The organism is Mesorhizobium sp. M4B.F.Ca.ET.058.02.1.1, from assembly GCF_003952505.1.
Classification (GTDB): domain Bacteria; phylum Pseudomonadota; class Alphaproteobacteria; order Rhizobiales; family Rhizobiaceae; genus Mesorhizobium.
The window spans coordinates 3,551,849-3,576,204 of record NZ_CP034450.1 but is presented as its reverse complement, the minus strand read 5'-3'; the positions used below and the strand labels follow the sequence as shown (position 1 = coordinate 3,576,204).

At 63.8% G+C, this 24,356-nt stretch carries 22 protein-coding genes and 2 pseudogenes; 14 read left to right on the top strand and 10 right to left on the bottom strand.

The genetic code is table 11. The features are described from left to right. From EJ073_RS17485 to EJ073_RS32190, 3 genes and pseudogenes are all read left to right on the top strand, one after another. Nucleotides 1-1,079 (top strand): annotated as a pseudogene (locus EJ073_RS17485) (glycosyltransferase). 139 nt (nucleotides 1,080-1,218) lie between these two features. Beyond that, the gene (locus EJ073_RS17480) at nucleotides 1,219-2,301 is read left to right on the top strand and encodes a glycosyltransferase (protein ID WP_245455271.1); all 1,083 of its coding nucleotides are present in this window, start codon (nucleotides 1,219-1,221) and stop codon (nucleotides 2,299-2,301) included. A 79-nt stretch (nucleotides 2,302-2,380) separates the two neighbouring features. Continuing rightward, nucleotides 2,381-3,763, top strand: a complete 1,383-nt coding sequence (locus EJ073_RS32190; protein ID WP_126056852.1) for a lipopolysaccharide biosynthesis protein — start codon at nucleotides 2,381-2,383, stop codon at nucleotides 3,761-3,763. Nucleotides 3,764-4,036: 273 nt separating this feature from the next. On the opposite strand, the pseudogene EJ073_RS17470 reads toward EJ073_RS32190, so the two are convergent. After that, a pseudogene (locus EJ073_RS17470) lies at nucleotides 4,037-5,044 on the bottom strand (polysaccharide pyruvyl transferase family protein); the annotation flags it as partial. Nucleotides 5,045-5,291: 247 nt separating this feature from the next. Between EJ073_RS17470 and EJ073_RS17465 the strand changes: the two are divergent. The 6 genes from EJ073_RS17465 to EJ073_RS17440 all read left to right on the top strand — a co-directional run bounded on the left by EJ073_RS17465 (nucleotide 5,292) and on the right by EJ073_RS17440 (nucleotide 12,868). After that, nucleotides 5,292-6,464 (top strand): glycosyltransferase, encoded by a 1,173-nt coding sequence (locus EJ073_RS17465; RefSeq protein WP_126056851.1) that lies wholly within the window; start codon nucleotides 5,292-5,294, stop codon nucleotides 6,462-6,464. Between the two features lie 15 nt (nucleotides 6,465-6,479). Next, entirely contained in the window at nucleotides 6,480-7,463 is a 984-nt protein-coding gene (locus tag EJ073_RS17460) for a glycosyltransferase family 2 protein (RefSeq protein WP_126056850.1), read from the top strand. Continuing rightward, the gene (locus tag EJ073_RS17455) at nucleotides 7,463-8,407 is read left to right on the top strand and encodes a glycosyltransferase family 2 protein (protein WP_126056849.1); all 945 of its coding nucleotides are present in this window, start codon (nucleotides 7,463-7,465) and stop codon (nucleotides 8,405-8,407) included. Before EJ073_RS17460 ends, EJ073_RS17455 begins: the two co-directional genes overlap by 1 nt. Next, nucleotides 8,397-9,359 carry a glycosyltransferase family 2 protein gene (locus tag EJ073_RS17450; protein ID WP_126056848.1) on the top strand — a complete coding sequence of 321 codons (963 nt, stop codon included), beginning with the start codon at nucleotides 8,397-8,399 and terminating at the stop codon, nucleotides 9,357-9,359. Before EJ073_RS17455 ends, EJ073_RS17450 begins: the two co-directional genes overlap by 11 nt. A 60-nt stretch (nucleotides 9,360-9,419) precedes the next feature. Next, nucleotides 9,420-10,316: a UTP--glucose-1-phosphate uridylyltransferase GalU gene (gene galU, locus EJ073_RS17445; RefSeq protein ID WP_126056847.1), complete on the top strand. Its 897-nt coding sequence runs from the start codon at nucleotides 9,420-9,422 to the stop codon at nucleotides 10,314-10,316. 167 nt (nucleotides 10,317-10,483) lie between these two features. Next, nucleotides 10,484-12,868: a polysaccharide biosynthesis tyrosine autokinase gene (locus EJ073_RS17440; protein WP_126056846.1), complete on the top strand. Its 2,385-nt coding sequence runs from the start codon at nucleotides 10,484-10,486 to the stop codon at nucleotides 12,866-12,868. A gap of 91 nt (nucleotides 12,869-12,959) precedes the next feature. On the opposite strand, the gene EJ073_RS17435 is transcribed toward EJ073_RS17440, so the two are convergent. After that, complete coding sequence (locus EJ073_RS17435; RefSeq protein WP_348627210.1) at nucleotides 12,960-14,054, bottom strand: LysR family transcriptional regulator; 1,095 nt, start codon at nucleotides 14,052-14,054, stop codon at nucleotides 12,960-12,962. Here EJ073_RS17435 and EJ073_RS17430 point away from each other — a divergent pair. Next, nucleotides 14,053-15,045, top strand: coding sequence for an NmrA/HSCARG family protein (locus EJ073_RS17430; RefSeq protein ID WP_126056845.1), 993 nt, complete (start codon nucleotides 14,053-14,055; stop codon nucleotides 15,043-15,045). The two genes, EJ073_RS17435 and EJ073_RS17430, sit on opposite strands and share 2 nt — an antisense overlap. Before the next feature lie 23 nt (nucleotides 15,046-15,068). Here the strand turns inward: EJ073_RS17430 and EJ073_RS17425 are convergent, their stop codons facing one another. From EJ073_RS17425 to EJ073_RS17420, 3 genes are all read right to left on the bottom strand, one after another. Further along, the gene (locus EJ073_RS17425; protein WP_245455270.1) at nucleotides 15,069-15,776 is read right to left on the bottom strand and encodes a metallophosphoesterase family protein; all 708 of its coding nucleotides are present in this window, start codon (nucleotides 15,774-15,776) and stop codon (nucleotides 15,069-15,071) included. Between the two features lie 147 nt (nucleotides 15,777-15,923). After that, nucleotides 15,924-16,061, bottom strand: coding sequence for a hypothetical protein (locus EJ073_RS31620; RefSeq protein ID WP_189347572.1), 138 nt, complete (start codon nucleotides 16,059-16,061; stop codon nucleotides 15,924-15,926). Between the two features lie 46 nt (nucleotides 16,062-16,107). Beyond that, nucleotides 16,108-18,015, bottom strand: coding sequence for a propionyl-CoA synthetase (locus EJ073_RS17420; protein WP_126056843.1), 1,908 nt, complete (start codon nucleotides 18,013-18,015; stop codon nucleotides 16,108-16,110). An 81-nt stretch (nucleotides 18,016-18,096) separates the two neighbouring features. On the opposite strand from EJ073_RS17420, the gene EJ073_RS17415 reads away from it, so the two are divergent. Next, the gene (locus EJ073_RS17415; protein ID WP_245455269.1) at nucleotides 18,097-18,474 is read left to right on the top strand and encodes a DUF2259 domain-containing protein; all 378 of its coding nucleotides are present in this window, start codon (nucleotides 18,097-18,099) and stop codon (nucleotides 18,472-18,474) included. Between the two features lie 238 nt (nucleotides 18,475-18,712). Here EJ073_RS17415 and EJ073_RS17410 read toward each other — a convergent pair whose 3' ends face one another. Next, complete coding sequence (locus EJ073_RS17410; RefSeq protein ID WP_126056842.1) at nucleotides 18,713-18,961, bottom strand: hypothetical protein; 249 nt, start codon at nucleotides 18,959-18,961, stop codon at nucleotides 18,713-18,715. Between the two features lie 52 nt (nucleotides 18,962-19,013). On the opposite strand from EJ073_RS17410, the gene EJ073_RS17405 reads away from it, so the two are divergent. The 3 genes from EJ073_RS17405 to EJ073_RS17395 are packed head-to-tail and all read left to right on the top strand — an operon-like array spanning nucleotide 19,014 to nucleotide 20,709. Next, on the top strand, nucleotides 19,014-19,301 hold the full coding sequence (locus EJ073_RS17405) for a PqqD family protein (protein WP_126056841.1): 288 nt from the start codon (nucleotides 19,014-19,016) through the stop codon (nucleotides 19,299-19,301). Then, nucleotides 19,298-19,732, top strand: a complete 435-nt coding sequence (locus EJ073_RS17400) for a lasso peptide biosynthesis B2 protein (RefSeq protein ID WP_189347601.1) — start codon at nucleotides 19,298-19,300, stop codon at nucleotides 19,730-19,732. Before EJ073_RS17405 ends, EJ073_RS17400 begins: the two co-directional genes overlap by 4 nt. An 8-nt stretch (nucleotides 19,733-19,740) precedes the next feature. Continuing rightward, nucleotides 19,741-20,709, top strand: coding sequence for a serine kinase (locus EJ073_RS17395; RefSeq protein ID WP_126056840.1), 969 nt, complete (start codon nucleotides 19,741-19,743; stop codon nucleotides 20,707-20,709). A gap of 1 nt (nucleotide 20,710) precedes the next feature. On the opposite strand, the gene EJ073_RS17390 is transcribed toward EJ073_RS17395, so the two are convergent. The 4 genes from EJ073_RS17390 to EJ073_RS17375 all read right to left on the bottom strand — a co-directional run bounded on the left by EJ073_RS17390 (nucleotide 20,711) and on the right by EJ073_RS17375 (nucleotide 24,355). Next, nucleotides 20,711-21,727: a formyltransferase family protein gene (locus tag EJ073_RS17390; RefSeq protein ID WP_126056839.1), complete on the bottom strand. Its 1,017-nt coding sequence runs from the start codon at nucleotides 21,725-21,727 to the stop codon at nucleotides 20,711-20,713. Beyond that, nucleotides 21,720-22,739 carry a nucleotidyltransferase family protein gene (locus EJ073_RS17385; protein ID WP_126056838.1) on the bottom strand — a complete coding sequence of 340 codons (1,020 nt, stop codon included), beginning with the start codon at nucleotides 22,737-22,739 and terminating at the stop codon, nucleotides 21,720-21,722. The genes EJ073_RS17390 and EJ073_RS17385 overlap by 8 nt, the downstream gene beginning before the upstream one ends. A gap of 124 nt (nucleotides 22,740-22,863) precedes the next feature. After that, a complete protein-coding gene (gene dhaK / locus EJ073_RS17380; protein ID WP_126056837.1) occupies nucleotides 22,864-23,850 on the bottom strand; it encodes a dihydroxyacetone kinase subunit DhaK in 987 nt (328 codons plus the stop codon). Nucleotides 23,851-23,932: 82 nt separating this feature from the next. Continuing rightward, complete coding sequence (locus EJ073_RS17375; protein ID WP_126056836.1) at nucleotides 23,933-24,355, bottom strand: hypothetical protein; 423 nt, start codon at nucleotides 24,353-24,355, stop codon at nucleotides 23,933-23,935. Between the last annotated feature and the right edge of the window lies 1 nt (nucleotide 24,356).

Sequence of the window (24,356 nt, the reverse complement as noted above, 5' to 3'; positions counted from 1 at the left end):
ATGAAAGTTTTGTTTGCAGGGGCAACGGCTACACGCCACAATTCAGCGGTGGTGTTCAGTCGAGCACGCACCATCTGGTCGAGCAGTTGCGCGAAAACGGTCATGAGGCCTCGGTCCTGGCGGCGCTGTTCGGTGACGGCATGTTCGGCTTCAAGGCGCGCGCCAAGATGAAACTGCTCCGCCAGCGCGCCGTCATCGACACGTTTCCCGGTTACCCGGTGGTGCGGGCGTGGTTCCCCTGGGAGGCGGCGGGCTTCGCGGTCGATAGGCTGAAGCCCGATGTCGCGGTCGTGCAGTGCCACAAGTCGGTGCCGATCGGCAGGGAGCTGCAGGCGCTGGGCGTGCCGCTGGTCGTCTATCTGAGGAATGTCGAATTCCATGAACTGGCGGGCGACCTGCGCGAACTGCGCTCGGCGCTCTACATCGCCAATTCGGAGTTCACCGCCCGCACCTACAAGGAAAAATTCGGCATCGATTCGACGGTGATTCCGCCCACCATCAATCCCGGATCTTACAGCACGCCGACGACCCGCGAGTTCGTGACGATGATCAACCCTTACAACGAAAAGGGATTCGAATTGGCGGTCCGCATTGCCGGCGAATGCCCTGAAATTCCGTTCCTGTTCGTCGAGAGCTGGATGCTTGACGACAACCACCGGGCCGAGATCGAAAGGACCATCGCCCCGCTGGGCAACGCCACGTTGGAGAGCCGCACCAGCGATATGAAGACGGTCTACGGCCGGACGAAGATTCTGCTTGCGCCCAGCAAATGGGAAGAGGCGTGGGGCAGGGTAGCATCCGAGGCCCATTGCAGCGGCATTCCTGTCGTCGGGTCCCGGCGCGGCGGCCTGCCGGAAGCGATCGGCGCCGGCGGCGTGGTGCTTGACTACGACGCTCCGCTCGCCGACTGGGTCGCGACGGTCAGGCGATTGTGGAGCGACAAGGCCGAGTACGACAGGCTTTCGGCGGCGGCGCAGCTGTTTTCAGAGCGGCCGCAGATGAACCCCGATAAACAGTTCGCGACATTTCTGGATGTTCTCAACAACGCCAGGCGAAGCGGCCTGGAGCGTGCCGCCTAGTCGTTTTCCGCGCAAGCGAATCGCTGGCCGACCTCGAAAGATCATCTGATCGATGAAGATTTGCTTCGTAGTTGATAAGTTCCCCTCGTTATCCGAAACCTTTGTCCTCGACCAGATAGCCGGATGCCTTGAGCACGGCATGGAAGTCGGTGTCGTCTGCAACGAGACGACCTTCGGCAAGGATCGCAACATCGACGATCAGCGCTGGCAGGCGCTGCCCGGAAAGGTCGTGTGCTGGTGGGGCAGCCTCGGCCGTTATCGACCGCTGCTCAGGAAATGGTCCGGGAGGCTGTGGGACAAACTCTCGACCGCAATCGATCTCTTTCACGCGCACAAGTTGCAGAAGGCCGACGTCATCGTTGCGCATTTCGGAACCAATGGCCTGCGGGTCGCCCGCGTCATCAAGCGTGGCAGGATTTCCGCACCCCTGGTGACGATATTCCATGGCAACGATGTCGGCGGGCCGATGCATGACAAGACGCTTGCGCGCTACAGGACGGTCTTCGAAAAAGGCGTTCTCCAACTGCCGGTGAATGCCTTTTTCCGCGACGCCCTGATCGATGTCGGCGCATCGCCAGCGAAGGTCGTGGTGCACCATATGGGCGTGCGGCCTGGTGAGATCGAGTATCGGTGGCGGTCCTGGGAGCAGGACGCACTGTCATTCATCTCTGTCTGCCGCCTGACCGAGAAGAAAGGCATCGAATACGCGCTTCGCGCACTTGCAGCCCTGCCGCGCCGTGACTGGACCTATTCGGTGATCGGCGGCGGCGAACTCCTGGAAGAGCTGAAGCGGCTTGCCGCCGATCTCGGCATTGCCGACAGGGTGACTTTTCTCGGCCCGCGCCCGCATGCTGAGGTCAAGCAGCGCCTGCGCGATGCCCATGTGTTCGTGCTGCCCAGCGTCGGAGCCCGCGATGGCGATGTCGAAGGCATTCCGGTTGCCTTGATGGAGGCCATGGCCGCTGGGCTGACCGTGGTCAGCACCTATCATTCGGGGATTCCTGAACTGATCGAGGACCAGAAGACAGGGTTCCTCGCGCCCGAGCGGGACGTCGCGGCGCTAGCCGGCAAACTCACCTGGATCGCCGAGAACCCGAAGCTGTGTGAGCCGATCGCGCTCGCAGCGCGAAAGAAGATCGAGGCAGATTTCAACGCGGAGGTGCTTAACGAGCGGTTCGCGCAGATTGCATCGCAGCTTGGTGAAATGAGATCGCCCATATGAATGCCCCCCGCCTCCTCCTCAATTTGGCCGCGTCGCCCTGCGCGGCGGGCTGGTCACGGCCGGCGCGCAAGGCTTCAAGATGGCGATACAGTTCATTTCGGTCGTCATCCTCGCCCGCCTTCTTGTGCCCGAGGATTTCGGCCTGGTAGCGTCCGTCGGACCGATCGTTGCCTTTGTCGGATTGTTGCAAAACCTTGGCCTGCAGCAGGCGCTGGTGCAGCGCAGGGACATCAGTGACAGGCAGCTCAATCAGGTTTTCTGGGTCAGCGCCCTCGTCGGACTGGGCAGTTCCGTCGTCGTTGCGGCTCTCGCGCCGGCCATTGCCGCGTTCTACGGCGATCAGCGCATGTTCGGGATCACCATGGCCTCTGCTCTGCCGCTGCTGCTTGGCAGCATTGCCGCGGTGCCGCTGGCGCTGATGAACCGCCATCTGCAGTTCGGCCAGCTGGCGATCAACGATGTCGCAACCGCCGCTGCCGGACTTCTCGCCGCCGCGATCGCGGCCTGGGCGGGAATGGGCTACTGGTCGCTGGTGTTGGGGCCGGCAGTCGCGGCAGTCGTTGCGCTCGCGGCAGCATGGCTGGTGGTGCGTTGGACGCCGTCGCGGCCGGACCTGAAAGTCGACGGCGACATATTGTCGTTCGGCGCCAATCTGACCGGCTTCAACCTCGTCAACTTTTTCTCACGCAATCTCGACAACATCCTCATCGGAAAATACTCCGGTGCAATCGAGCTCGGCTATTACGACCGCGCTTACAAGCTGCTGCTGTTTCCATTGCAGAACATCACCCAGCCGCTGACGCGCGTGATGGTGCCTCTGCTCAGCCGAATTCACGAGGACAAGGCGCGGTTTCGCGACCTTTACGTGCGAACCAACTGGATGCTGGCGGCCGTAACCATGCCTGGTATCGCGGCGCTGACGCTGACCTCGGAACAGGTGGTTGCGCTCCTTTTCGGGCCGCGCTGGACCGCCGTGGCGCCTATTTTTGCTTGGCTCGGCATCGCCAGCCTGATGCAGTCCGTCTCAAGCACCACGGGGTGGATATTCATCTGCCAGGGCAAAACCAAGACCATGTTTCATTGGGGCATCTACTCGTCGCTGACGACGGTCGCCTCCTTCATCGTCGGCCTGCATTGGGGCGCTGTCGGCGTCGCGGCCGCCTACGCGATCAGCGGCTACGTGCTGCGCGTTCCGGTGCTTGCCGTGCTGGTCCACCGTGTCGGCCCGGTAACTGCCGGCGATTTCCTGATCATGCAGGGGCTCTTCATTGTCTCGTCCCTGCTTGCCTGGCTGGCCTATCTGGAGCTGCCGGCGTCGCTCACTGGTCAATCAGACCTTCTCGCCGTGGCCCTGGCGCTTTGCCTCAACTACGGGCTTGCCCTCATCCTGATGCTGATCTTTCCCCAATCGCGCGGCATGCTTTCCGCCACCCTTCCCAACATCGCGCGCAACATCCGCTGAAGCGCCCGGAACAAGTGGCTTCAGCAAGTCTGTGGCCGACATTGCCGAAGCATGCTCTTCAAGCACGGCCTGCAGGCTGGTGCGGCGATACTGGTCGAGGTTGCCGGCAAACCTGCCGAGCTTTTCGGCTGCCTCCTGCGGCGTCACTGTGTCGATGTCGAGCAACAGATCGGCGACACCGACGCGCTTGGCGACTTCCTTGGTCTTGAATTCATAGGCGATCGGCAGCACCGGCGTGCCGACGCAAAGCGACATGATCATCATGTGCATACGCGTCGCGACGACGAAGTCGAAGCCTTTCACCAGCGCCATCAACTGGTCCGGAGTGTGGAACGAAGCGTCCACGCTGACATACTTGGCGATCTCCGGATCAAGCTCGGCTACGATTGCGCGCGCCGTCTTGGAATCGTCATGCGCGTATTCCGGCACGCCCTGGCAGGTGGAGACGAAGGTCACTTCCTTGGCGTGATCCCTGACGAGGATGGTTGCGATTTCGCGCACCGAATCGAGATAGCGGCGCATGCCGTCTTCACCGTCATTGACATAGTTCCAGTGGCGGACGGAGATGGCGACGCGGCCCGTTTCCACCGGCGGTTGGGCGGAAGCCAGCCGTTTCCCGATCCTGTCTGTATCGGCGAGCGCAAAGACGGCATCGGCCACGACGTGGCACTTGCCGGGCTCCTTCACCATATCCAGTATGTGGTTTCTGGAGCGCTCGTCGCGAAGCAGGATGAGCGGGCTCCGGTCGAGGATCGGGGTCAGTTCCTGCCGATTGTAACTTTTGTTGAACGGACCGAGGGATTGCGTGAAGAACACGGGATCCTTGCCGAGGATCGCATCGACGCGGAATTGGTTCAGTCGCCTTTCGAGATTGTAGTTCTCGACCAGATAGGTGCCGCCTGTCGTGACCACGAGATCGGCGCTCCGATAGATATCGAGGCTGCGGCGGGCCCTTTCGCCGAACAAGATGCGGCTAATGAAGCCTTCGGAGCCGAAACGCTGCAAAACCTGAAGGACGAGCCGGTTATAAAGCGGTTTTAGCCGGTGTTTCACCCCGTTGCCGTAGCTGTAGCGGAACATGGTTTCCGACAGCAGCTTGTGAAATTCGAGATCCGGGTAATCCTTCTTCGGGTAGAGTTTTGCGGCGACTTCGGGCTGGCTGTCGAAGACGAAGAACCGCGGTTCGTCGCCGACAACTGCCTTGAGGATATGGCGGATCGCCAGCAGAATTGCTGCATCCCCGGTATTCAGGCAGACTGTGTTCTCAACGACGATATTCATCGTATCACCCCATTCGTGAGTTGGTTCTACGGTCAGGCAGCGGGATCTGGTCGGCATCCGCGCTAGCCGTCCAAGCGCGGCATAGGGCCAACGGTTGGCTGGCGCTCGAGCAAGGCCAAGATTAACGCATGTTTTTTGCAGCGCAACAAAAATGCTCGCTTTCCTTGCTACGCTGCACCAAAAATGTTGCGATGCAGCAAGAGCTGTACTAACTTCGCCGTGGGTGGGCCAACAGCGGTCAAGTTTCATGCTGCATGTCTTGTACCTTGTGCATGACATATCCGACCCGGCGGTTCGCCGGCGGATCACAATGCTCAGGGCAGGCGGGGCCAAGGTGACGCTGGCGGGTTTCCGCCGCACCACCAGCCCGGTTGCCGACATCGAAGGATTGCGCCCGATCGATCTCGGCGCGACGCGCGACGGCCGATTCGGCCAGCGCCTGGCGGCGGTCGCCAAAGCGGCGTTCGGGATCGGCCCCAAGCTAGCGGCGATGCCGAGGCCCGACCTCATCATCGCGCGCAACCTCGAAATGCTGGCGCTTGCCCGCCGCGCCAAGGCCGCGCTCGGGGCCGGGGTCCCGGTTGTCTATGAATGTCTCGACATCCACCGCCTGGTGCTGCGCGACGATCTGGTCGGCAGGGCGCTGCGTGGTGCGGAACGTTATCTCGCCCGCGACGTTAAGCTCCTCGTGACCTCGTCGCCGGCCTTCATCGCCAATTACTTCAAGCCGTTTGGGCAGGTCGCGGCACCTGTCGAACTGGTCGAGAACAAGTATTTCGACACCACGACAGTGACGTCGGATGAGCGATTGAAGACCGAGAATCCCGCAGCGCCCCCTTGGCGTATCGGCTGGTTCGGCGCACTCCGCTGCCGCCGCTCGCTGGAGATGCTGGCCGAGTTCACCCGCCGCCTCAACGGGCGTTTCGAAGTCGTCCTGCGCGGTCGTCCGGCCCTCTCAGAATTTCCCGATTTCCACGCTTTTGTCGAGGCCGAGCCCTGGCTGTCCTTTCGCGGACCCTATCGCAACCCGGAGGACATGGCTGCGATCTACGGCGATGTGCATTTTTCCTGGGCGATCGATTTCTTCGAGGCAGGGCAGAACTCCGAATGGCTGCTGCCCAACCGCCTCTATGAGGGCTGCCGCTTCGGCGCGGTGCCGATCTCGATGGGCAACACCGAAACCGGCCGCTTCCTCAACCAGCAGGACATAGGCGTCGTCCTCTCCGAGGCGACGCCCGAAACGCTCGAAACCGAGCTCGGGCGGATGGAGCAGGAGCGCTTCGGCAAGCTCAAGGCGCGCGTGCTGGCCCGCAACCCGCGGACCTGGAGCTACGACCGCAACGACTGCCGGGCCTTGGTCGACAAGCTGCGTGGCCTTGTGGCGGCGCCGGAGTCCTTCGTGGCCGAAGCGCTGGCATAGTATGGACGGAACCGGATGACGCCAACCGCAAGCCTGATCGTGATTCCGTGCCTGAACGAGGCCGCGCATATCGGCGCGCTGCTCGAACAGCTGCGGCCCGCCGCGCAGAGGCTCGGCGCCCGCATCATCGTCGCCGACGGCGGCAGTGCCGACGGCACGCCGGCAATTGTCGAGGCCATCGCCGCGAAGGATCCCCGCGTCGTCCTGCTGCACAACCCCAAGCGCATCCAGAGCGCCGCGCTCAACCTTGCGGTCGCCGGGTTCGGCGACAGTGCCGATTATCTCATCCGCATCGACGCCCATGGCGGCTATCCAGACGACTATTGCGACCGGCTGGTCGAGGAGGCGTTGGCCACCGGGGCCGATTCGGTCGTCGTCTCCATGCTGACCAGCGGCACCGGCGCGGTGCAGCAGGCGGTGGCGGCAGCGCAGAATTCCAAGCTCGGTACCGGTGGCTCCAAGCACCGGCACCTTTCGGCGGGCGAATGGGTCGACCATGGCCACCACGCGTTGATGCGCATCTCGGCCTTCAAGGCGGTGGGCGGCTATGACGAGACGTTCAGCCACAATGAGGATGCCGAGCTCGACTACCGGCTGCGCCAGGCCGGCTACCGCATCTGGATGAGCGGCAGGACGCAGATGGTCTACTATCCGCGCTCCTCCCTGAAGAGCCTCTATTTCCAGTATCTCGGCTATGGCCGCGGCCGCGCCAGGAACGTGCTCAAGCACCGCATGGTGCCCAAAGTCCGGCAGGTGATCCCGTTGCTGGTCTTCCCGGTCGTCCTGCTTGCCGCCTTCTCCTTCGTCCACTGGCTGGCGGCGGTGCCGTTCCTGGTGTGGGCGGCGGTCTGCCTCGGTTATGGTATCGCAGCCGCCATCGGTCAGCGTAATGCTGGCCTTACGCTTGTGGGCGTGTCGGCAATGGTCATGCATTTCGGCTGGTCCGTCGGATTCTGGCTGCAGCTCCTCGGTCGCCGATCGCAGCGCGGGGTGGCGTGATGGCCGCCAAGACCCGCTCCATCGACATCTGCGTCTGCACGTTCAGGCGGCCCGAGCTTGCCGACACGCTGCGCTCCATCGCCGCCATGGACAGGCCCGCCGGCTTCGAGATCGGCGTGGTTGTCGCCGACAATGACGATCAGCCAAGCGCCCAGGCGCTGGTCAAGGCGCTGGCGCAGGAGTTGAAGCTGCCGATCCGCTACCGCCACGCGCCGGCGCGCAACATCTCGATCGCGCGCAATGCCTGCCTCGATGCCAGCGTGTCGGATCTTGTCGCCTTCATCGACGATGACGAGACCGCATCGGTCCGCTGGCTGGCCGAACTTGTCGCCACGGCCGAGGCGAGCGGCGCCACCGCCGTGCTGGGGCCGGTGCGGGCGCATTACGGACAGGATGCGCCGGCCTGGATGCGCAAAGGCGATTTTCATTCGACCTTGCCGGTCTGGGTGCGCGGCGAGATCCGTACCGGCTACACCTGCAATGTACTCCTGAGAACCGGCGAAGCGAGCCTGCGCGGCCGCCGCTTCAGCCTGGCGCGCGGCCAGACCGGCGGCGAGGACACCGAGTTCTTCGACAGCATGGTCAGGGACGGCGGCAGCATCGCGTTTTCACCGGATGCGCTGGTCGAGGAGGTGGTGCCGCGCGCCAGGGCGGCGTTCGACTGGCTGCGCCGCCGCCGCTTCCGTTTCGGGCAGACGCACGGTCATCTGATCGGGCACGGCGCGAGCGGCTTCAGGCGCGTCGCGCAAGTGGGCCTCGCCTCGGCCAAGGCGGCCTACTGTTTCGGCATGGCGGCGCTGACCGCGATCAGCCCGGTGCGCAGGAACCGCAGCGTGCTGCGCGGCATCATGCATGTCGGCGTCGTCAGCGGCCTCGTCGGCGTTCGCGAGATCCGCCAGTACGGCCTCACCTCCGCGCAGGAAGGAGGCAAGCATGCAGCCTGACGTCAGCTTCGTCATCGCCGCCTACAATTCCGAGGCGACCCTCGACCGGGCGATCGCCAGTGCCCTTGCCCAGCATGACGTTTCCGTCGAGGTCATCGTCGTCGACGACTGTTCGCGCGACCGGACGCTCGACGTGGCGCGCGCCTATCCAGAGGAAATCGTGCGGGTCGTCGCGCTTGAGCAAAATCGCGGTCCCGGCGGTGCCAGGAACGCCGGCCTCGAGGCCGCGCGGGGCCGGTGGGTGGCGGTCCTTGATTCCGACGATGCCGTCTATCCCGGCCGGATCCGCGCCATGATCGCGCGGGCGGAGAAGGCCGGCGCGGTGATCGCGGTCGACAATCTCCAGGTCGTGCGCGAGGACGGCGTGCCCGAGGACACGATGTTCCCGGCCGACTATCTCGAGGGCATGGGCGAGATTTCGCTCGCCGACTACATCGCCGGCAACATCGTCTTCGAGTCGCGCTTCAATCTTGGCTATCTCAAGCCGATATTCCAGCGTGGCTTCCTCGACGAAAAACGCCTTCGCTATGACGAGAAGCTGATCATCGGCGAGGATTACATCCTGCTGGCCAGCGCGCTCGCCAAGGGCGGCAGATGTGTCGTCGAGCCGACGACCGGCTATGTCTATCACATCCGCACCGGCTCCATCTCGCGGGTGCTGGAATTGCATCATGTCGAGGCGATGCGTGCGGCCGACGCCGCCTTCGCCGAGACGCATCTCATGGACGCGGCCGCCGCGGCTGCCTTTGCCAGGCGCAGCCGTAGCCTGCGCCGGGCGGCTTCGTTCCTGTCGCTGGTCCAGCACATCAAGGCGCGCTCGCCGCTCAGGGCGATGTGGACGGCGCTCAGTGATCCGGCGGCGGTGAGGCATATGAGCATGCCGATCGCCGTCCGGTTGCGAAGGGTTGCGGCACAGTTTGCCGTGGGACGGGGAGGTGAGAGTGCGGGCTGACGGAGAGTGGGTTCGGAGCCTGCGGCATATTGAAATCGATCTTCTCAAAAGGACTATGCGATGAAGAAAGTCAGGAAGGCAGTCATACCGGTGGCGGGGCTTGGAACGCGGTTCCTGCCGGCCACCAAGTCGATGCCGAAGGAAATGCTTCCCGTGGTCGACAAGCCGGTCGTCCAATATGCGGTGGACGAAGCCTTCGAGGCAGGCATCGAGCACATCGTCTTCGTGACCGGCCGCAACAAGGCGGTCATCGAGGACTATTTCGACCTGCATCCTGAATTGATCGGGACCCTGGAGCAGACCGGCAAGAAGGCGCAGTTGCAGTCGCTCGAAAGCCTGCTCCCCGTCGCCGGCGCCACTTCCTTCATCCGTCAGCAGTCGCCGCAGGGCCTCGGCCACGCCGTATGGTGCGCGCGCGAGGTGATCGGTGACGAGCCCTTCGCCCTGCTCCTGCCCGACATGGTATCGTTCGGCGGGCGCGGTTGTCTTGCCGAGACCGTCGACCTCTATCAGCGCACCGGCGGCAACGTCATCGCCGTCGAGCGTTGCGAGCCGAGCGAGACCAGCAAATACGGCATCGTCGGCCGCGGCGCCGAGATCGGCACCGGTTTCGAGGTGACGGCCATGGTCGAGAAGCCGGCGCCGGCCAATGCGCCGTCGAACTTCTACATCAACGGCCGCTACGTTCTGCAGCCGGAGATTTTCGCCCTGCTCGGCAACCAGCAGCGCGGCGCCGGCAACGAGATCCAGCTCACCGACGCCATGGTCCGCCTGGCGCAAAGCCAGTCCTTCTATGCCCAGCCCTTCAATGGCCGCATGTTCGACTGCGGCTCCAAGGAAGGCTTCATCGAGGCCACCATCGCCTTTGCCCTGGCCCGCGACGACATGAAAGGACCGGTCTTCGAGATGCTGCAGCAATTCGTCCGGACGCACGAGCGCCGGGAAGAAGCCGCATAATGCCCATCTTTTGGGTGCATATGCGTATCGATGATGGCGCGACAAACGCCGCCGCGCTTGGCCGACCCGGCCAAGCGCTTTCTGGCATGAATGTTGCGTGGTCTTTTCTGGTGACGACGCCAATCTTCGAAGGCCAATAGCGCCTGCAACCTGGAATTGGACCGACGATGAACTATGCCAATTTTCCCCTCGACAAGAGGATTCCATTGCCTAGCGCGGACGCGGAAAAAGGTGAGGACTTCATCGACATCGAACGTCTGCTCGGCATGGCCGCGCGGCAGGTCAAGGTGGTGGCGGTGTGCGCCGTCATAGGCCTGTTCCTCGGCGTAATCTATCTGCAGACCACGCCCAAACAATACATGTCGGTCGCCAGCGTGCTGATCGACGAGGGCCTGAACAAGGTCGTCGACGACATCTCCGCCGCGTCCGTCACCATGCAGACGGATGCCGCCCTGCTCAGCCAGATCGAAATCATCAACTCGGCCCGCCTGGCATCGGTGGTGGTCGATAAGCTGAAACTCGACCAGAACCAGGACTTCATGAATCCGCCGCAATCGGCTCTGGCGAAGGGCATCGGTTTCCTGCGCGGCGTGATCGGCTATTTCCGCAGCAGCTCCGCCGACGAAATTCCCGGCATGGAGAATGTCGACGCCGCGACGCGCGAGGCCATGAAAAAGGAAGCGAGCCACGACTATGCCGTGCTGAAGCTGCAGAACGAGGTGCAGGCGCAGCGCAACGGCCGCAGCTATGTGATTGCCATCGGCTATCAGTCGCCGAACCCGGCGCTGGCGACGGCGATCACCAAGGCCTATTCCGATGCCTATCTCGCCGACCAGCTCAACGCCAGCTTCGACGCCACCGAACGCGCGGCCGTCTGGCTGCAGGGCCGCTTGGCGGAGCTTCGCGAAAGCTCGCAGAAGGCGTCGATGGCGGTTGAGACGTTCCGGGCCGAGCACGGGCTGTCCGCCAACAGCGACGGGCAGCTGATGAGCGACAAGCAGCTCGCCGACCTGAATGCCCAGCTCATCGTCGCGCAGGCCGATACGGCTCGCGCCAGCGCCCGCTATCAGCAATACAAGGCGATCGTCGACAGCGGCTCCGACAACGCCTTCAACGACTCGGCCATCGCGAGCGATCAGCCGGCCAGCTCGGTCATCACGACGCTCAAGACCCGCTATCTCACCATCGCCAAGCGGCTGCAGGATGTTTCGGCCAATTACGGTGCGGACCATCCCCAAGCGGTCGCGCTTGCCAAGGAGAAGGCCGACGTGTCGGCGCAGATTTTTGGCGAGCTGAAGCAGCTTACCGAAAATTACCGCAACGAGTATGAAGTGGCTCAGACACGTGAGACGGCGCTCAGGCAGAAGATCGCCGACGCGGCAGGCAAGAGCTCCATCGACAACCAGTCACAGGTCAAACTGCGCGATCTGAACCAGCAAGCGACGGCGCTCACCACGCTCTATCAGACGTTCTTGAGCCGCTATGAGGAAGCCTCGCAGCAGCAGTCCTTCCCGGTCGGCAAGGTGCGCATCATTTCTGATGCGACAATGCCGCTCTCCGCGGCAGGCCCGCGCACATCCAAGGTGCTGGCGCTCTTCCTCGTGCTTGGCGTGTTGCTCGGCGCCGGATTTGGCGGCTTGAATGAATTCAACGAGCGCTTCTTCCGGACCGGCGACGACATCCGCGACCGCGTTGGCCTCAAATTCCTCGGCTACCTACCGACGATCGGCGGCGGCAGATCCGGCAAGGACAACAAGCCCGACGACGCCGAAGCCGATCCCAAGGTCGCCAGCCTCTCGGCGGCGGAAAAGCGGGCGCGAATGCGGGTCAGCATCGACGCGCCGGCATCGATGTTCGCCGAAACGCTCCGCAACGCTAAGATCGCCTTCGACGTGGTCATGGAAGGCCAGGGCAGCCGCGTCATCGGCGTGATCTCGCTTCTGCCCGGCGAGGGCAAGTCGACGGTGGCGGCGAACCTGGCGGGGCTGCTGGCCGCCAACGGCGCCAGGACGCTGCTGATCGATGGCGATCTGCGCAATCCCGGGCTCAGCCGCAGCCTTGGCATGGAAACCGAGCAAGGGCTGATGGAAGCGGTGGTCAGCGGCCAGACCTGGCAGTCGGTCGGCAAGGTCGATCGGCAGACGAAGCTCGCGATCATCCCGGCCGTGCTGCGCGGCCAGTTCTCGCACACCAGCGAGCTGCTCTCCTCGGCCGGCATGCGCCGCTTCATCGACAATGCCAAGGAGACGTTCGAATACATCGTCGTTGACCTGCCGCCGCTGGGTCCGGTGGTTGACGCCAAGGCCTTCGCGCCGCTCGTCGACGGATTCGTGCTGGTCACCGAATGGGGCCGCACGCCGCGCGCGATGGTGCGCTCGATGCTGGAATCGGAGCCCTACGTCGCCAACAAGATCATTGGCGCCGTGCTCAACAAGGTTGATTTGAAGCGGCTCGCGAAATACGGATCGCTCGGTGGCTCCGAGAAATTCTTCGACCGCTATTCGACCTATTATCTGGAGAAGTCGGAGGCGCGCACCAAACAGGCTGCGTGACGCAATTCCTGAAAAAGCGTGGACGGTTTTCCGTCCGAAATCGCGCCAAAGAGACAGAGCGGTTCGGCGTTTCCATGAACGCCGAACCGGTCTAGCCGTAACCATGGCGCGCCCGAGACGAGGATTCATGCGCGACAAGCGAGACTACGGTCTCACGGATCCAGCGCTGGCCGCTGTGTCCGTGGCTGCGCTCATGCCACACCATTCCCACCGCGAAGCCTTCAACGGGAAACGGACAGTCCATCACGTCAAGCTTGTCCGCGCAATCACGCACCAGCCGTTCCGGGACCAGCGCGACGAAGTCCGAGCGAGACACGATCTCGGGGACGAACAGGAACGAAGCCGCGGAGAGCACGACATTACGCTTATGTCCGAGAGCGGCCAAAGCACTGTCTACCGGTGTCGCGAAGCCGCCGCCTTCCAGGGACACGACCACTTGCTCCAACTCGGCAAATTCAGCGACCGTGATTCCTTCCCGCAGCCGCGGATGCTTCTTGCGGCCGATAAGCACGTAGCGCTCATCGAATAGATGTCGAGCGCGAAGACCTTGCGGGGCCTCCTGCGGCGTCATCAGTGCCAAATCCACATCACCGCGCGCCATCTGCGCTTCCAGTTGCGGCAGGTCCAGATTGCGTATCGCAACGCGAACGCCCGGTGCTAGCGTCCTGAGCTCCACGACAAGCGGCTTGACTATCGCGGCTTGCAGATAGTCCGTACAGGCAATCGCGAAGATCAGCCTGGCCTTCGCCGGATTGAAGTTCCGATGCGAGCTGAGCGTGGCGCGAACTTGATCAAGGGTTTGGCGCAACGGGTCGAGCAGTTCCATTGCTTTGGCCGTCGGCGTCATCCCTCGCTGGGCGGGAATCAGCAGTTGGTCGTCGAACTCTTGTCTGAGGCGGTTCAACTGGGCGCTTACCGCTGGCTGGCTTAGATGCAGTCGGGCAGCCGCCTTCGTGACGTTGCGCTCGATCAGCAGCGTCTCCAGCGTAACCAACAGATTGAGATCAAGGCGTTTGGTATCCATGGAATGGATAGTAGCCGATAACTTATGCGATTTCAAAAATACGTCGAAGCGTCCGAGACTCTTGCTGAAGCCAAACGTCGCGGCACGCTTTTCGGCGGCCAGGCGTGGTCGTCTGTCCGGGGCCGAAGCGATTTCGCCCTCAAGCCGGGATATAATCAGCATGAGCCAGATCGATACCTCCAAACCCCTGATCACCGTTGTCGGGGCCTCGAGCAAGCAGGGTCGCAGCGTCGCCAAGTCCCTGCTCGACAGTGGACGCTACCGCGTGCGCGCGCTGACTCGCCGTCTCGACAGCCAACCAGCGCAAGCCTTGGCGAAGAAAGGGGCCGAGGTCGTGGTGGCGCCCCTGGAACTCGGCCGGCAGGCCGAACTGACCGAAGCACTGAAAGGTTCGGCCGGGGCGTTCTTGATGACGCCGCCGATCGTCAAGGTGCCGCCGGCGGAACCCGAACTCAACCTCGGAAAGGAGTTGGCCGACGCGGCAGTGGCCGCTGGTGTCGAACACGTGGTTTTCAGCGGGCTCGAAAATGTCGAAGCGATCACCGGCGGCACCAAGTGGGCACCGCATTTCACGGACAAGGCGAAGGTAGAGGATTACATCCGCAGCTTACCCATTCGCAGCTCGTTTGTATACTTGGCGTTTTATTACACCAACTTCCTGGAATACTACGTGCCGCAAGGTGTGGAGGACGGCATAGATTTCGCCATATACTTGCCTCCGGACATCCCCGTGCCGTTCTGCGACCCGCTCACTGCGGCCGGTCCAGCGGTGCGCGAGATCTTCGATCACCCCGCGCGATACACCGGGGAGGCGCTGCCCGTGATCGGCGAGTTTATCTCGGCGCAGCAAATGGTGGACACGTTTGTGCGCGTCACCGGCAAGCGCGCGCGCTACGCCTCTGCATACTCGCGCGAAGACTTATTGCGCCATTTTCCGGGTTTCGCCGGCAACGAGCATCTCGTGCGCGAATTGGTGGGCATGGTCGAATATGCCGTCGAATATGGCTACTACGCTCCCGGGCGCGATCTGACCTGGAGTCGGAAGATCGATCCGAATGCGCTGACCTGGGAACAGTTCCTCAAGCGCAGCAAATGGCAGGGCGACTTGCTGTCCTATGGCGCCGCCGCCGAGGCCGAGCTTGCGCCGATCTGAGAGCGGCGACGCTGTGCTCTTCTTTAACCCGCCGAAGACAGCAGCTTGCCGTGCTTGCCGACGATCCTGACCGCGGTCAGCCGCCCGCTCCGGAAGGCGCCGGTATCGATGCCGAGCCGGTGCCCTTCGAACTTCGGCACATCCACGATCGTGTGTCCATGCACCACCCAGCGGTCGAGGATATGGGCCTTCTCGAAGAATTCCGAGCGGATGTTGAGCAGGTCGTCCTCGTCCTGCTCGACGAGGTCGATGCCCGGCCGGATGCCGGCGTGGACGAAGACGAACTTGCGCGAGCAGACCATGACCGGCAGCGTGCGCAAGAAGCTGACATGGCCGGCGGGAATGGCGGCGCGGATGCGCCGGTCGACCTCCTCGCTTGAGCCGTAAAGGTCGCCAAGGCGTGCCGGGTCGACGCCATAGGAATAGAGCGTCTCGAGTCCGCCGATCGCCAGCCAAAGTTCCCGCGACAGATGCCCGTCGAGATAGCCGAGCATGGCGACCTCGTGGTTTCCCGCCAGGCAGACGCGCAGGAAGCCTTGCGGCGCCGGCGCGATGAGATGATCGAGGACGCGTCTCGAGTTCGGGCCGCGGTCGACATAGTCGCCAAGCATGATGATGATCTTGCGCCCGCGAAAGGGCAACGCGTCGAGCAGGATCTTTTGTTCCAGCGACCGCAGCTCCTTGTAGCAGCCGTGCACATCGCCGATCGCATAGACGACCGTGTCCTGCATTTCCAATTCCAGACGATCGCGCGGCGCGGTCCGGGGTCGTCTCGATCGCTGGAACAGGCTCACGGAATGAGGCTCGATGCTCGCATGGGGGTTTCGGGAGCATGTCACACGGCACGCATGAAGCCTCGATATCATGCTTGGCCGGAATTACCACGGGCTCGTGACTTCAGGCGCGGGAAACCTGAAGTTAAGCCGCTTGAGCCGGTAGCGGTAGTGACAGAACATCACCAGCGCGGCGGCCAGGAACCGCAGGATATCGACGCCGCCAAAGGTGGTTTTCTGCATTGCGCAGCAAAAGGTCGGGCGCGCGCGAGCGACCATGCATGCCCGGCTACACCCCGATGCCGCGTCCCTTGAGCGCCGCGGTGATCTCGTCGAGGATGGCCGGATCGTCGATGGTCGCCGGCATGGTCCATTCTTCCTTGTCGGCGATCTTCTGCATGGTGCCGCGCAGGATCTTGCCAGAGCGCGTCTTGGGCAGGCGCTTGATCGTCACCACCGTCCTGAAGGCGGCGACCGGGCCGATGCGCTCGCGCACAAGTCCTACCACCTCGCTTTCGATGAGGCCGATGTCGCGCGAAACGCCGGCGTTGAGTACGACGAAGCCAAGTGGCACCTGGCCTTTCATCGCGTCGGCGATGCCGATGACGGCGCATTCGGCGACGTCGGGATGCGCGGCAAGCACTTCCTCCATCGCTCCAGTCGATAGCCGATGGCCGGCGACATTGATGATGTCGTCGGTGCGGGCCATGACATAGAGATAGCCATCCTCGTCGATCATGCCGGCGTCGGCCGTCTTGTAGAAGCCTGGGAACTCCTCGAGATAGGCCTGGCGGAAGCGGGCGTCGGCGTTCCACAGCGTTGGCAGGCAGCCGGCCGGCAAGGGCAGCTTGACCACGACATTGCCGAGCGTGCCGCGGGCCACTTCATGGCCGGCATCGTCGAGCACGCGAATATCGTAGCCCGGCATCGGCACGCCGGGCGATCCGTATTTCACCGGCAAGAGCCCAAGGCCGGCCGGGTTGATGGTCATCGGCGAGCCGGTCTCGGTCTGCCACCAGTGGTCGATCACCGGCACGGCGAGCTTCTGCTCGGCCCATTTGATGGTTTCCGGGTCGGCGCGCTCGCCGGCGAGAAACAACGTGCGGAATTTCGACAGATCGTAACTCGGCACGAATTCGCCGCGCGGGTCCTGTCCCTTGATGGCGCGGAAGGCGGTCGGCGCGGTAAACAGCGCCACCACGCCATGCTGCGAGATCACCCGCCAGTAGGTGCCGGCGTCCGGCGTGCCGACCGGCTTGCCCTCAAACAGCACGCTGGTTGCGCCATGCAGCAGCGGGCCGTAGACGATGTAGGAATGGCCGACCACCCAGCCGACGTCGGAAGCCGCCCAGAACACTTCGCCCGGCTTGACGCCGAACTCGTTCTCCATCGTCCATTTCAAGGCGACCATGTGGCCGCCATTGTCGCGCACGATGCCCTTCGGCTGGCCGGTCGTGCCCGACGTATAGATGATATAGAGCGGGTCCGTGGCCAGCACCGGAACGCAGTCGACATTGGCCCCGGCGGCCCGCTCGCGCCCAACCGCGTCGGCATAATCGATGTCGTAATGGTCCTTCAGCTCGCAGCGCAACTGCTCGCGCTGCAGGATCAGGCAAGCGTCAGGCTTGTGCCTGGAGAGCTCGATTGCTGTATCGAGGAGCGGCTTGTAGGCGACGGTGCGTCCGGGCTCCAGGCCGCAGGATGCCGAGATGATCAGCTTCGGCTTGGCGTCGTCGATGCGGGTGGCGAGTTCATGCGAGGCGAAGCCGCCGAAGACCACCGAATGCACGGCGCCGATGCGCGAGCAGGCGAGCATGGCGAAGGCCGCTTCCGCCACCATCGGCATGTAGATGATGACGCGGTCGCCCTTGCCGATGCCGCGGTTCTTCAGCACCGAGGCGAGTGCGATCACTTCGCGCTTCAGCTCGACATAGGTGAATTTCCTGATCGTGCCGGTGATCGCGCTGTCGTGGATCAGCGCCACCTGCTCGGCGCGGCCGCTGGCGACATGGCGGTCGATGGCGTTGAAGCAGGTGTTGCAGGAGGCGCCGGTGAACCAGCGGCCATAGACGCCGGCCTCGGCATCGAAGACGCGCCCATAGGGGGAGAACCAGTCGATGGCTTTCGCCGCGTCCGCCCAGAATTGCTCCGGATCGCGTTTCCAGCCCTCATAGACCTCGTGGTAGCGTGACGCCATCCAGCTTCCTCCCCAGGAAATTTGCCGTCCTCGAATAGCCTATGCTCTTCCTGCCGGCCATGTCTTCCCCGAAATTCGTCGATGGCCGATCTCGTCTCGGCCGCAAATATCCGGCACCATGGCATGCTGATAGCTGCCCGCCATGCGTTGGGCCAGGCCGCGAGCACGGCGGACTGCTCGGCGAGCTTCGAGACGCAGCAAAATGGCGACATATCGGGCAAGGCGCTCGGCTTCCGGCTGACGTTGCAGGGCCAGGACGGCAAGCCGTTGAAGATATTGCATGAGGACAAGGCGGTGCCGGGCTCGAGGAACTGCCCGATCTCCTACTCCCTGTCGGAGGCCTACGAATTTGCGCCCGAGGGCAAGCCGGCGGTGATTGCCGTGCTGGTCCAGCGCTTCAGCCAGGGCTTCGAAGGCCGCGACCGCCGCTTCATCGCGGTGACAGGCCGGGCGCGCTGAACAACGCCGGCCCGGCCGGGGCATGCAAACCCTGCCGGCGGTGCCACGGCACCGTTCCTGCCTGTCCGCACTGTTTGCCGGCTTAAAGCGGCAAGGCCGCGAGCATCAACCCGACCCCGCCGGCGATCAATATCGCAGCCGCAAGAGCCTTCCGGTGGCGTTCGAATGCCGTCGGCGCGCGATCCCAATTGTAACGCATACTCGTCACCCTCTCCCCAGACGCCGGCGATTCCATAGCTTACTTAAGGGAAAGAAGGCAACACCCCCCGTTTTCGTCAGCTTGCCGGGCAATGGCGTCAACTGTCATCTGCGGCCATCGATGGTTCCGGGAGATTGCCGTGAAGAAGGCCTGCGAAAAGCCGGTATCGAGCAAGCGCGAGAAACTATCCGCCGTGACCGCCGCGACGCAGACTTCACGCGGGTGATTTCCCGCACCAGTCGGGCCGAAGCCCGTCGTCGCCTGGGCGGTCAGGACGATGGACAGCATCGTCCTGCCGCGCTAATGGCTCTCCAGCATTCTTGCATGGACTGGAGGCCCCATGGCTGAAATCGCATCTGGAATGGTTCTGCGGCTGGCCGACGATGCATCGGTGCAGCATGTCGGTGATGGTGCGGTCGTGCTTCTGGCGCGCAGCGGCCAGCTCTATACTTGCAACGGCACTACTGAAGCCTTTCTCGATAAGGTCGACGGCGCCCGCAGCCTCGACCAGATTGTCGATCTGCTGTCCGACGAGTTCGAGGTCGACAAGGCCATGCTCGACCAGGACATGGCGGCGCTTGCCGCTGAGCTGGTGGCGGAAGGTATCCTAGCCGACCCGGGTGCATGATGGCTTACGGGCTGCTGCGGGTGTTGTTTCGCGCCCATCTGTGGATCAGCGCGCGGCTGATGCCGGCCCTCGTCGGCAAGCGCGATTTCGAAGCGATGTTGAAATGGGCGCCGCTGACATCGCCGACACCCTATCGCGGCCTGCCGTCCTCCTACATCGTCGCCAGCGTCAACCGTGCGGTCAGGCATCCCTGGCTGATGCGTGATCGAAGATGCCTGAGGGAGGGCCTGCTCGCCCATCGCTTCCTGCGTCTCGCTGGCTTCGACCCGGACCTGCGCTTTGGTGTCGATCCGCAGTCGATGCACGCGCCGCGCCTGTCGGCGCATTGCTGGGTCTGTCTCGATGGCCGGCCGGTGGTAAGCGATAGCCTCCCCGGCATGGTGGAGATCTATCGCCATCATGCCGAATCTGGAAAGGCGCGTGCCGCTTGACCGCGTCCATGAGCTACGCCCTTAACGGCCAGATCGTCGCCATTTCGGCCGAACGCGCCGAGCTCTGGCGCGATCTCGATAGGATGCTCGCGGGCCTGAGCGCCGCCGAACCCGTCGAAGCCGGCTTTCGCATCGACATCATCGAGACGCAATCGCTTTCCGAGACGCCCGAGGGGACGCTCGCCTTCGACGGCGAGGTGCCCGAGGACGGCCATTGCCGGATGATCGATGGCGGCGACGTCCTTCACCTGGTGTTTCCCGGCCGCCAGACGCTTTCCATCCGTGCCGGCGAGCGCCGGGCCGAAATCCGCACGCGCCCCGGTGTCAGGATCACCTGGACGGCGTGGATGCTGGTGCTTGATGCCGCGCTCGACGCGGGTGGGCAGTATATGCTGCACACCGCCGGCCTGACGCTGCCGGGGAGCGACGCCGTGGTCCTTATCCACGCCCCGAGCGGCACCGGCAAGACCACGACCTCGCTGGCGCTGGCTTCGCAAGGCTTCGGCCTCTGCGCGGACGATTCCATGATCCTCGATGTGGCGCCGGACAAAGCCGCGGCCTGGGGCTTGCCTCGCCATGTGAAGATCCACCGCAAGACAGCCGAACTTGTCCCTCTCGTCTCGCCCTGCCTCGGCCCGTCGTGGGACCGCAATGGCGAACAGGCCGTGTCGCTCGAGCGCCTCGGCCAGATCCTGCGCGTCGAAAGCGTGGTCGCCAGGCCGGTCTCGGCGCTGCTTCACCTTGCCCGCTCGGCCGACGGCGAGAGCAGGCTCAATCCCATGGCCAGGACCGACGCCATGGTCGCGCTGGCCGCCGACAACGTCAGGACCGGCATGACCGGCCTGCTGCCACTGCAAAAACACCGACTGGCGACGATCGCCAAACTGGTCACGACGGTGCCGACCTTTACCCTGGAGGTCGGCGCGCGACCTGCCGATGCGGCGCGGTTGATCCGGTCCGCGCTGGCGCTCGCCTGATTCACCGCGGGCCTTCGGCGCGCTCGCCAAAGCGGCGCATTTCGAAGGACTTCTGCCCGAGCCGCAGTCGGCCGAACGCGCGCTGCCAGCGCGTCAGCTGACGCGCGAAACCATTATAGGCAAGATGCGCGATGCGGCCGTCGGCACAATCGAATTCGATCATCCCCCACCGCCTTGCCGGCGGTTCGCCAGTCGCCGGGCCGAGCCTGCGGATGGGGTACGCCAGCCGGGCCAGCTTCCCGTTTATCGGCACATGGAGCGCAACGCCACGCCCGACCACGCGCCAGATCCTGGCAATATGGGCGCTCGACCATTGACTGCCGACCACCACCGGCTTGCGGCCGAGTTGCGCCCAGGTGAAGTTCCCTTCCGGCTGCCGCACGCCTTCGAGCCTGCCGGCGCAGTGATCGGGCGCGGCCTCCGCCACCAGCAATTTCATCCCGCTGGCCAGTGCCCGCGACAGCGTCGCCGTCGAGTGCCAATCGCCAGGAGAGAATGCGATCTGCGCCAGGATGTCGCCCTCGTCGAAGCCCGACGTCATCTTGTGCAGGCTCACCCCGCCATGCGCCTCATACTGCTCGTCGACGACGAGCCGCGCGATCGGATGCGGGCCCTTGTAGTTGGGCAGCAGCGCCGGATGCAGGTTCAGTCCGCCTTTCGCGAACAGCTTCAGCAAGGTCTCGGGAATAAGCGTGAGAAACCCGAACGTGATGAGGACATCGGCGTGGAAGCCGGCAAGGCGCTGGCCAAGCGCGGCCCAGTCGTACGGGCGGCTGAATTCGATCAGCGGCACCTCGGTGGGGATAAGATGCCGCTTCAGCACGAGCTTGCGTTTGCGCCGCCGCCGCCAGGTGCTGAAGCTCGACTGTTTGCCGGGCCGCGGACCAGGCACGACAAGCGCGGCGATGTGATGGCCTTTCTCCAGCCAGCCGGCGAGCATCGGGGCCGTGATCGGCGTTATTTCGATGATGAAGACGGCCGAGATGGGTCTGTCCGGGGCTGCTGTGTGATCAGCCACGATACGGCCTCGGCCTCGCTAGCCGCTGGATCCAGCGGAACGCGTCGCGGCGCAGCCGCGAGCGCATCTTGTCCCTTGAATTGACGCCGAGCAGCGTCTCGCGGGTAATCAGTCGCCTGGCGAGCCGGATGCCGAGGTCGGGCTTGACCCGGTTGGCAAGGTCGAGGGCGCGCGCCTCGTCGAAAAGCCTGCCGGTCACGTCGAGCACAGTCGCCAGTTCGAGCTCGATGCCGGTCATGCGCGCGGCATCCAGCAGCCGCGCTTCGGCCGCCGCCGACTGCAACGCCCGCACGCCTTGCAGCACGTCGACACAGAGCTGCAGCCGGTGGAACTTGTGTCCACCGGCCGCATGCACGATGGCGATGGTCAGCAGCGCCGCCGGCGTGTCGGTTCCGTCGCCGTCGATGGCCTGCAAGTCGCGAAAACCCAGCGACAGCCGCCGCCGCATGCCGGAATCATGAACCAGATTGCCGTGCAGCTCGATCAGCAGGCTGGAATTCTCCTTCTCCAGCCATTTGAACTCCTGCAGGTCGTGCGAATGGGCTTCGCCGCTGCAGAGCTCGAAGCCGGAGGCGGCGATCACCCGGTTGGCCTCGTTGATGCTGGCTGGCTCGACCAGGATGTCGATGTCGGTGAAGGGCCGGTCCGAGACATGTTTGTAGAGCTTGCGCGCGAACACCGGCCCCTTGACGATCCGAGCCGGAATGGCCTTCGCCGCAAGCGCCTTCATGATGCGCTCGCCATGATATTGCAGCAGCATGGACTGGCCGGTGACCAGCGTCGATGCCTCGCGCAGTTCGGCCAATCTCGCTTGCAGGTCAGCATCCTGGGGCAGATGCGCATCGCCTGTTTCCCGCAGTTTGCGCAGCATGATCGGCAGCACGCCGTGGAACTCGGCATTGTCGAGCAGCGCCAACAGGCTTCTTGCCGTGGAAGCTACGGCCAGCTCTGCCTCGGGGTCAGCATAGGTGAGCAGCAGTTTCTCGTCGGCGGGCGCAAGTGGTGGCAGCATCAACCCGGTCGGTGTTTGCGCATTGGAAAACAATGTTGCGACAAGGTTGCAGAAAAGCGCCTGGGAAGCCAGCGCAGCAACAGCTTCGACTGGGATTTGATCTGGCGAGGGCAGAAACCCAGCGTTAAAGTCCCCAGCGTAGCGCCGCCGTGTGCACCGGCGCGTCCCACAATGCCGTCATCTCGTCGTCGAGCAGGGTCAGCGTGATCGAGCAGCCGGCCATGTCGAGCGATGTCACGTAGGAGCCGACCAGCGAGCGGGTCACCGTCACGCCGCTCTTCCCGAAGATTTTGCGGGCGCTGTTGTACATCAGATAGAGCTCCATCGACGGCGTGCCGCCGAAGCCGTTGACGAAGAGCAGCGCCGGCCCTTTTGCCCGCTCGCCGAGGTCGCCGGCGATGGCTGTGCAAACCTCCTCGGCGATGGCATCGGCGCTCTTCAGCGCGTCGCGCCGCCTTCCGGGCTCGCCATGGATGCCGACACCGAACTCCATCTCGCCGTCACCCATTTCGAAGGTGGGCCTGCCCGCCGCCGGCACCGTGCAACTGGTCAGCGCCACGCCCATCGAGCGCGTCGCGCCGTTGACGCGTTCGCCGAGCGCCTTGAGCTCGTTCAGCGCCATGCCTTGCTCGGCCGCCGCGCCGACCATCTTCTCCACCACCAGCGTGCCGGCGACGCCGCGCCGGCCGGTGGTGTAGGACGAGTTCTCGACCGCGACGTCGTCATTGGTCACCACCTGCATGACGCCCTCCGACATTTCTGCAGCCATGTCGAAATTCATCACGTCGCCTTCGTAGTTCTTGACGATGAACAGGCAGCCGGCGCCGGTGTCGACGGCCTGCACGGCGGCAATCATCTGGTCGGGTGTCGGCGAGGTGAACACCTGGCCGGGGCAGGCGGCGTCCAGCATGCCGTGACCGACCAGCCCGCCATGCAGCGGCTCGTGGCCGGAGCCGCCGCCCGAGATCAGCGCCACCTTGCCGGGCTTCAGCACCTTGCGGCGGACGAATTTGTGGTCATCGCCCAGCATAAGGATATCCGAATGGGCGGCGACGAAGCCGTCAAGGCTCTCGGTCAGCACCGTGTCTACTGCGTTGATGAATTTCTTCATGGCTGTCCTCCCGGAACAGTCTCGAATTTGTACGCAATTCCGAACGGAAAACCGCGGCACACTTTTCCTGGAATTGCTCAGTTTAGCCGCTGCCCTTGCCGGCGATGCTGGTGATCTTCTGGATGAATTCGTTGATCGCCCGGTCGAGTGCCGCATTCTGCTTGTCGTCGCCGAAATCCGGCACGATGAGCGAGACATGGCGTGTCTTGCGCGGCCCGGAAGCCGCCGACATCTTGCCGGGATGCGCCTGATGATAGGCGGCGAGGAACTGGTCGCGCTCGGCCGGGCTGAAATGACACACGGAAAAGATAGCCGGCAAATGTTTTGAGGGGATCGGGATCGAATAGGCCGGGCTGGAGATCTGTGTGACGAAGCTGCGATGCTTGCCGAGCGCATCGGCGAGCCGCTGTCGCATACCGGACGGCCGCTGGTCGATAACCAGCGACAGGATCGTCTTGTAGGCGCGGATCGCCTCTTCGGAGTTCGCTTCGGGTAGCTTCTCCATC